Annotated in this window: 5 protein-coding genes and 1 pseudogene; 2 read left to right on the plus strand and 4 right to left on the minus strand. The window is 38.2% G+C overall.

Annotation, left to right across the window (positions count from 1 at the left end; genetic code table 11):
- Nucleotides 1-273 precede the first annotated feature (273 nt).
- The 4 genes and pseudogenes from STRDD10_RS05610 to STRDD10_RS05625 form a co-directional block, all read right to left on the minus strand.
- On the minus strand, nt 274-642 hold the full coding sequence (locus STRDD10_RS05610) for a hypothetical protein (protein WP_067193824.1): 369 nt from the start codon (nt 640-642) through the stop codon (nt 274-276).
- Between the two features lie 8 nt (nt 643-650).
- Nucleotides 651-1,373: a M57 family metalloprotease gene (locus STRDD10_RS05615; RefSeq protein WP_067193826.1), complete on the minus strand. Its 723-nt coding sequence runs from the start codon at nt 1,371-1,373 to the stop codon at nt 651-653.
- A 78-nt stretch (nt 1,374-1,451) separates the two neighbouring features.
- Nucleotides 1,452-2,231, minus strand: coding sequence for an alpha/beta hydrolase (locus STRDD10_RS05620; protein WP_067193827.1), 780 nt, complete (start codon nt 2,229-2,231; stop codon nt 1,452-1,454).
- 127 nt (nt 2,232-2,358) lie between these two features.
- Nucleotides 2,359-4,022: pseudogene (locus STRDD10_RS05625) on the minus strand (ribonuclease J).
- A gap of 311 nt (nt 4,023-4,333) precedes the next feature.
- On the opposite strand from STRDD10_RS05625, the gene STRDD10_RS05630 reads away from it, so the two are divergent.
- Entirely contained in the window at nt 4,334-6,511 is a 2,178-nt protein-coding gene (locus tag STRDD10_RS05630; RefSeq protein WP_067193829.1) for an ABC transporter substrate-binding protein/permease, read from the plus strand.
- Nucleotides 6,511-7,251 (plus strand): amino acid ABC transporter ATP-binding protein, encoded by a 741-nt coding sequence (locus STRDD10_RS05635; protein ID WP_067193833.1) that lies wholly within the window; start codon nt 6,511-6,513, stop codon nt 7,249-7,251. Before STRDD10_RS05630 ends, STRDD10_RS05635 begins: the two co-directional genes overlap by 1 nt.
- The last annotated feature ends 65 nt before the right edge of the window (nt 7,252-7,316 follow it).

Raw genomic sequence — 7,316 nt, forward strand, 5'->3', positions numbered from 1 at the left:
TTTGAATTTGATTTTCGAAGAGTATAACATCATTTCACTCTTTATTTTAAATAACCTAAAGAGACTTACTTCTATCTATAGAAATAAGCCCCTTACTCTAATATCGGTTAAAAAAATGTTTTGTCTAAAAAGCAAAGAAAACCTTGACTCTTGTACTGTCAATGTCAGTGTTATCTATTATCTTAAAGTGCTTTTTGAGCAAATCCTTACTTGTATCTAGAAATAACGATAATCCAGCAAAGAGTGGATACTTTCACCCAACCCTTTTATCCATCAACCGAGCAAACCTTGCAAGGTTGCTTGATAACGGTAAACAAGGTAAACTCCCACTAGAATAACAAATGCCATCAGTAAAAACTTAATCAAACCTTTAACAAAACGTAATACAGCAAGGATTATCATAGAACCTATAAACCAAGTAACTGCTGAATGACCAAAGAAAGCTTGAACTGCTGGAGCGCTATCCCCCACAAAACTCTTTATAACGTCAGGTACATACTGATTCCAGGCAGAGGTTAAACCAATCTGGTTGGCAATGCTTGTTCCTGTTGCTTGTAACCAAGCAAAAACCCCAGTATTAAAGACTAAAAGAAAGGCTTGTTCAGGATAGTAACGTATAGCGTGTAGGATTCTTTGTAACATAATGTATTTTAATCTTGATACAAGGTCTGCACAGCAGCAATATCTTGTGCTTGGATGGCATAAAACGAACCTGCAGACTGCATCACGGACTCCTCTTCTGTATGATCTAAGCCGATTGCATGACCTAATTCATGCTCAGCGGTGTTTACGATACGTTGATAAGTATATCCATAAGATGGATTCAAGAGATAATAAGCGTTAAGCCGAACTGTAACAGACATGAAACGGTTCGTTAACAGATTTGTCTGAGATTGAGCTTCACCAGCTGCTGTCACTGTACTATCGTTCATTTCTGTTGCAATAATGTCTGCTGAACTTTGGTCCTCAACAATTTGAAAATTGAAGGCACCTGTATTGTTCCAATTAGAAATAGCTTCTTCATAAGCTTGTCTAAAAGTCTCGTCTAGGTTAGGATCAATGTAAATTGTCGCCTGTGCTTGATTCCATCTAACCCCTGCTACATGCTCAGTATGACTATCAGATAAACTATTTGTGACCCGCTGACCAGCGCTATCTAAATCAGTTGACCCTGCAAATCGACTGATTTGTTGTATAGCTGTATGAACAGCACTTATCAGACCTTGGCTGCCTTGAGATACGCCTCCTCTCATAAAGTAAATAGCCGTAACTAGTACCAAAAAGAGAATCACAAGACTCCAAAAGAGACGCCAAATGGCTCGCCATATGAAATGAATAACTCCAAAAAAGAAACGAATGATGAATCGAATCATAATTAACCTCCAATCTTTTCAGAGTGAATTTCATTTTATCTAGTAAGCCTTAAAGAAAACTAAATTTTCTATGACAAATTATGACAGACGTTCTTCTAGTTGGAAATGAATCGGTAATGTCGCTAAATAATTTTCTAACTGTTTTTCCCAGTAATACCAATCATGTGTTCCTGGACTACTGCTATACTCTATAGTAAATCCCATTTCCTTGAGTTTTTTAACTACAAAGTTATTTGCCTCAAATAGCATATCTTGCTCACCACACCAAATCCATAATTTTGTTTTCTTATCTGAAGAAATAGCCAAACTTTCGATAGAGTGTGGGCTTTGAGTCCAATCAGCAATCTCTCCAAAAATCCCTCGCCAATAAGATGGGCTTCCTAGACTTGATTCCTCAAGTGAAAACTGATGAAAACTAAGAGCACCTGATAAACTTGCTGCATGAGAAAAGCGATTCGTTAGGAGGGCTAACTTGAGAGAACCATACCCCCCCATGGATAAGCCAGCAATAAAGGTTTTCTCACGTTTTTGGCTCATATTCGGAAAAAAGCGATGCAAAACTTGCGGTAACTCTTCAGCTAGTGCTTGATAGTACTGAAAACCATACTGTGTGTCAGTATACCAACCATTTGAAGTGTTCGGTAAGACAACGATTAGATTGGTTGAACGAACAATTCGTTCAATATTCGTTCGCTTCAGCCAACTATTATGATTCCCACTCATACCATGAAGTAGGTATAGCACCGGAATATCTTCGCAGTCTGGATCCGTTACACGACTGGCATCTGGATAAAGGACATTCACCCCCCACTCCATATCTAGAACTTGAGAGTAATACTCGATTTTCATTACAGCCATTTTTTCTCCTTATAAGAAAAGGCCGGCTAGCGACCTTTTAATTTTTACTGAAGGTAAAAGAATAAAATCCAATCTCCAAGAGCAGAATATTACTTTTACTTGAAATTACTTTCCATTTGAATAATAACTATTTAACTTCCAATACTACTGGTAAAATAGCTGGACGACGTTTTGTTTGGTCAAAGAGATATTTAGACAGCTGATCCCTAACAAGTCCCTTTAGCTCGGACCAGTCAAAACTATCTTGTTCGAAATAGTTTTCAACTGTTTGATTGATTAACTCTGAACTTTCTCGTAAAATATCCCGACTTTTCTTGACATAGACAAAACCACGAGTATGGACTTTTGCCTTCGAAATAATTTTTTCTTTTTCCGGTTAACTGTAATCGCCACTATGAAGATACCATCTTCTGATAAGACTTTACGATCACGTAAGACAATATGCCCCACATCTCCCATAGCATTCCCATCAATCATGACATCTCCAGCTGGAATACTTCCTGAATGAACAAAGTCACCTTTTTCGTACACCATAATATCACCGCGTTTTGGAATAAAGATCTTTTCAGGTAGTAGTCCTACTTCCATAGCCGCCTTGGCATGAGCATCTAATTCACGATACTCTCCTTGAATTGGAAAAAGAAACTTGGGTTTTATCAGATTGATCATCAGTTGTAAATCACGAGCATTACCATGACCAGATACGCGTAGATTTTGTGTAATCAGTTTGACTGTCCCCCCAGCCTGATAAATCATGTTTTCCACTCGAGCTACGACTGCTTCCTTAGCAATAGATGGTGTCGTTACGATATAAATCAAATCACCTTCTTTGATTTCTACATAACGATGACGTCCAATGGACATTTTTCTCAATCCATTGATTGGTTCACCCATCCGACCAGTCTCCAAAATAATAAGCTCATGGTCTTCGTACTTATTCATGTCCTTTGGTTTAATCAATAACCGCTCGTCAACTAAAGATAATTTCTTCAAACGAATAGCCGTGCGCACTATATTTTCAATATCATATCCCGTTAGGACAACACGACGCCCTGTCGCGGCAGCTGCGTCAAATACTTGCTGGATTCGAGAAAGATTACTGGCAACTGCTGCCACTATGACACGTCCTTCACAATCCCCTATTGTATTTAAAATTTCGTCGGCTACTTCACTCTCACTTGCAACTTGAATGTTGCTATCCGCATTTGCAGAATCACTAAGAAGCGCCAAAACACCCTCTCTACCAATCTCAGCTAGGCGTCCAAAGTCTGTCGCATAACTTTCTGTTGCCGCCTGGTCAAATTTAAAATCCCCTGTATAAACAATACTGCCTTCTGAGGTTTTCAATACGATTCCCAAACTTTCTGGAATGGAGTGAGTGGTTTTGAAGAAGGAGACGATTGCATCCCCAAACTCAATTTCTGTATTATGGTCAATCACATGAAAATCATTGAACTTCTTAACTACATCATTGTTTTTTACAAAAAGCTTGGCTAACTCAATTGTTAGCTCCGAACCAAATACAGGTGTCTTTTTTGCTCCAGCTATGAGATACGGGAGGGCTCCAATTGCATCCGCATGCCCATGTGTAAGAAAAATCCCAGCAATTCGATCACGGTTTTCAATTAAATAATCCATGTTGGGAATGACAACATCTACTCCTAATTGCTCATTTTCTGGGTATTTTAATCCCGTATCCAAGACAAATATTGAGTCATTTATTTCTGCCACATAAAGATTTTTCCCATTCTCACGGATTCCACCGAGTGAAAAAAGTTTTATACTTGTCATTTTTACTCCTTTTATTTATTTTTATTTATTACAAACGGTCCTTAGTTTGTCAGAATTTTTCTCTGTTCCTAAGTCGAATTACAGTTGCAAGTTAAAAAGACTCGCTTATCTTTTCCATTATACCATATTTTAACCTATAAGTATGCTTAGAACTATTTTTTAAAATTTACCTCTGATCATCCTAAAATTGTAAAATTAGCGTAACTCCTCTGAAATAATGTTATAAAATCTGACATGAAAAACTTAAACATTTGCACCATTCCGTTTTTTCTGATACAATAGAAAAGATTTTTTTTAGAAGGAGAGGAAACATGAAGAAAAAAATATTAGCATTCTTGCTATTCTTATTTCCTATTTTTGCGTTAGGTAATGTTTCGGCTGAGACCATTAAAGTCGTTTCAGACACTGCATACGCACCATTTGAATTTAAAGATTCAGATCAAGTTTATAAAGGGATTGATGTAGATATCATCACTAAAGTCGCTGAATTAAAAGGTTGGGACTTAGAAATGACCTACCCTGGCTTTGATGCCGCTGTTAACGCCGTCCAAGCTGGACAAGCAGACGCCATTATGGCAGGGATGACAAAGACAAGCGAACGTGAAAAAGTCTTCACTATGTCTGATACCTACTATGACACAAAAGTTGTCATCGCTACAACCAAAGCCAATAAAATAACAAGTTATGATCAATTAAAAGGAAAAACAGTTGGAGTCAAAAACGGAACAGCTGCTCAACGTTTCCTTGATAGCATCAAAGATCAATATAACTTTACGATTAAAACCTTTGATACTGGCGATTTAATGTACAATAGTCTTGCGACAGGTGCCATTGACGGAGCGATGGATGACCAACCAGTTATTGAATATGCTATTAAACAAGGGCAAGATCTCAGTATTAACATGGAGGGAGAAGCTGTTGGAAGCTTTGCCTTTGGTGTTAAAAAAGGAAGCAAATATGAATATCTCGTAACAGAGTTCAATGAAGCACTAGCTCAAATGAAACAAGATGGAACACTGGAAAAAATCATCACAAAATGGACTTCAGAGACCTCTGAAAACACTAGTGTATCCTTACCTGAAACAACAACACCAGCTGGACAAAAAGCAACTCCCGTTAAATCAAAATACATTATTGCGAGTGACTCGTCTTTTGCACCATTTGTCTTCCAAAACAGTAGCAATCAATACACGGGAATCGATATGGAGTTGATTAAAGCTATTGCTGAAGATCAAGGATTTTCTATCGAAATTACTAATCCAGGATTTGATGCTGCTATCAATGCCGTTCAAGCTGGTCAAGCTGATGGGATAATTGCTGGTATGTCAGTTACAGATGCTCGAAAAGAGACATTTGATTTTTCAGAATCTTACTATACTGCAAATACAATCCTAGCGGTGAAGGAAACTAGTAGTATCACCTCGTATGATGACTTAAAAGGAAAAACTGTCGGCGTAAAAAATGGAACAGCTTCTCAAACTTTCTTAACTGAAAATCAAGAGACTTACGGTTACACAATCAAAACTTTCTCAGAAGCCTCTTCGATGTACGATAGTCTCAATACAGGATCGATTGATGCTGTAATGGACGATGAACCTGTTGTCAAATACTCTATTAGTCAAGGGCAAAAGCTAAAAACACCTGTAGCTGGAACTCCAATTGGTGAAACAGCCTTTGCAGTGAAAAAAGGAAGTAATCCTGAGTTGATTGAGATGTTTAACAATGGACTTGCAAACCTTAAGGCTAACGGAAAATATCAGGAAATCTTAAATAAATACCTATCTACTACAACAGAGAGTTCGACATCCAGTACCGTTGATGAGTCTACCATTTGGGGACTAATTCAAAATAACTATCAGCAACTTCTGTCAGGTCTAGGAGTTACCATCGCACTTGCATTGATTTCTTTTGCCATCGCACTGATCATCGGAATTATCTTTGGGATGTTTAGTGTTAGTCCTTACAAATCATTACGCATACTCTCTGAGATTTTCGTAGATGTCATTCGTGGAATTCCATTGATGATTCTGGCTGCATTCATCTTTTGGGGAATTCCAAACCTTATTGAGTCTATTACAGGACAACAAAGCCCTATCAACGACTTTGTTGCAGGTACAATTGCCTTATCACTTAATGCTGCAGCCTATATCGCAGAGATTGTTCGTGGAGGTATTCAAGCCGTACCTGCTGGACAAATGGAAGCTAGCCGTAGTTTAGGGATTTCTTACGGAAAAACTATGCGTAAAATCATCCTTCCCCAAGCGACTAAACTCATGCTCCCTAACTTTGTCAACCAGTTTGTTATTGCTCTAAAAGATACAACCATCGTATCTGCTATCGGTCTGGTTGAACTCTTCCAAACAGGTAAAATCATCATCGCCCGAAACTACGAAAGTTTCAAGATGTATGCAATCCTAGCGGTGCTTTATCTGGTCATCATCACCCTATTGACCCGTCTAGCAAAACGCTTAGAAAAGAGAATTAACTAATGGCAAAATTAAAAATCGATGTAAATGACTTGCATAAATACTATGGAAAAAATGAAGTCTTAAAAGGAATCACTACCAAGTTTTATGAAGGCGATGTTGTCTGCATCATCGGTCCTTCAGGTTCCGGTAAATCCACTTTCTTACGTAGCCTTAACCTTCTTGAGGAGGTTACAAGTGGGCATATTACGGTTAATGGTTATGATTTAACTGAAAAGTCAACCAACGTTGACCATGTTCGCGAAAATATCGGGATGGTTTTTCAGCATTTCAATCTATTTCCTCATATGTCTGTTTTGGATAATATTACTTTTGCTCCTTTAGAATTAGGACGTATGAGTAGAGCCGAAGCAGAAAAAATTGGGATGGAACTACTTGAGAAAGTCGGCCTTGCAGATAAAGCCAATGCCAACCCAGATAGCCTCTCAGGTGGACAAAAACAACGTGTTGCGATCGCTCGAGGTCTAGCTATGAATCCTGATATCATGCTGTTTGATGAACCAACTTCTGCCCTTGACCCAGAGATGGTCGGAGACGTACTAAATGTTATGAAGGACCTTGCAAAACAAGGTATGACCATGATTATCGTTACTCATGAAATGGGATTCGCTCGTCAGGTGGCTAACCGAGTTATCTTTACTGCAGATGGTGAGTTCCTTGAAGATGGTACTCCTGATCAAATTTTCGATAATCCGCAACACCCTCGACTAAAAGATTTCTTAGAAAAAGTATTAAATGTATAACAGCAAAAGGAATGAGACAGAACAACTCATTCCTTTTTGCTTTCTAAAAAATTAGTTCATACTCA

It is taken from the genome of Streptococcus sp. DD10, assembly GCF_001578805.1.
Classification (GTDB): domain Bacteria; phylum Bacillota; class Bacilli; order Lactobacillales; family Streptococcaceae; genus Streptococcus.

Excerpts from the sequence above, each read along its gene's own strand:
- STRDD10_RS05610 (WP_067193824.1), bottom strand. The coding sequence starts at position 642 with ATGTTACAAAGAATCCTACACGCTATACGTTACTATCCTGAACAAGCC.
- STRDD10_RS05615 (WP_067193826.1), bottom strand. The coding sequence starts at position 1,373 with ATGATTCGATTCATCATTCGTTTCTTTTTTGGAGTTATTCATTTCATA.
- STRDD10_RS05620 (WP_067193827.1), bottom strand. The coding sequence starts at position 2,231 with ATGGCTGTAATGAAAATCGAGTATTACTCTCAAGTTCTAGATATGGAG.
- STRDD10_RS05630 (WP_067193829.1), top strand. The coding sequence starts at position 4,334 with ATGAAGAAAAAAATATTAGCATTCTTGCTATTCTTATTTCCTATTTTT.
- STRDD10_RS05635 (WP_067193833.1), top strand. The coding sequence starts at position 6,511 with ATGGCAAAATTAAAAATCGATGTAAATGACTTGCATAAATACTATGGA.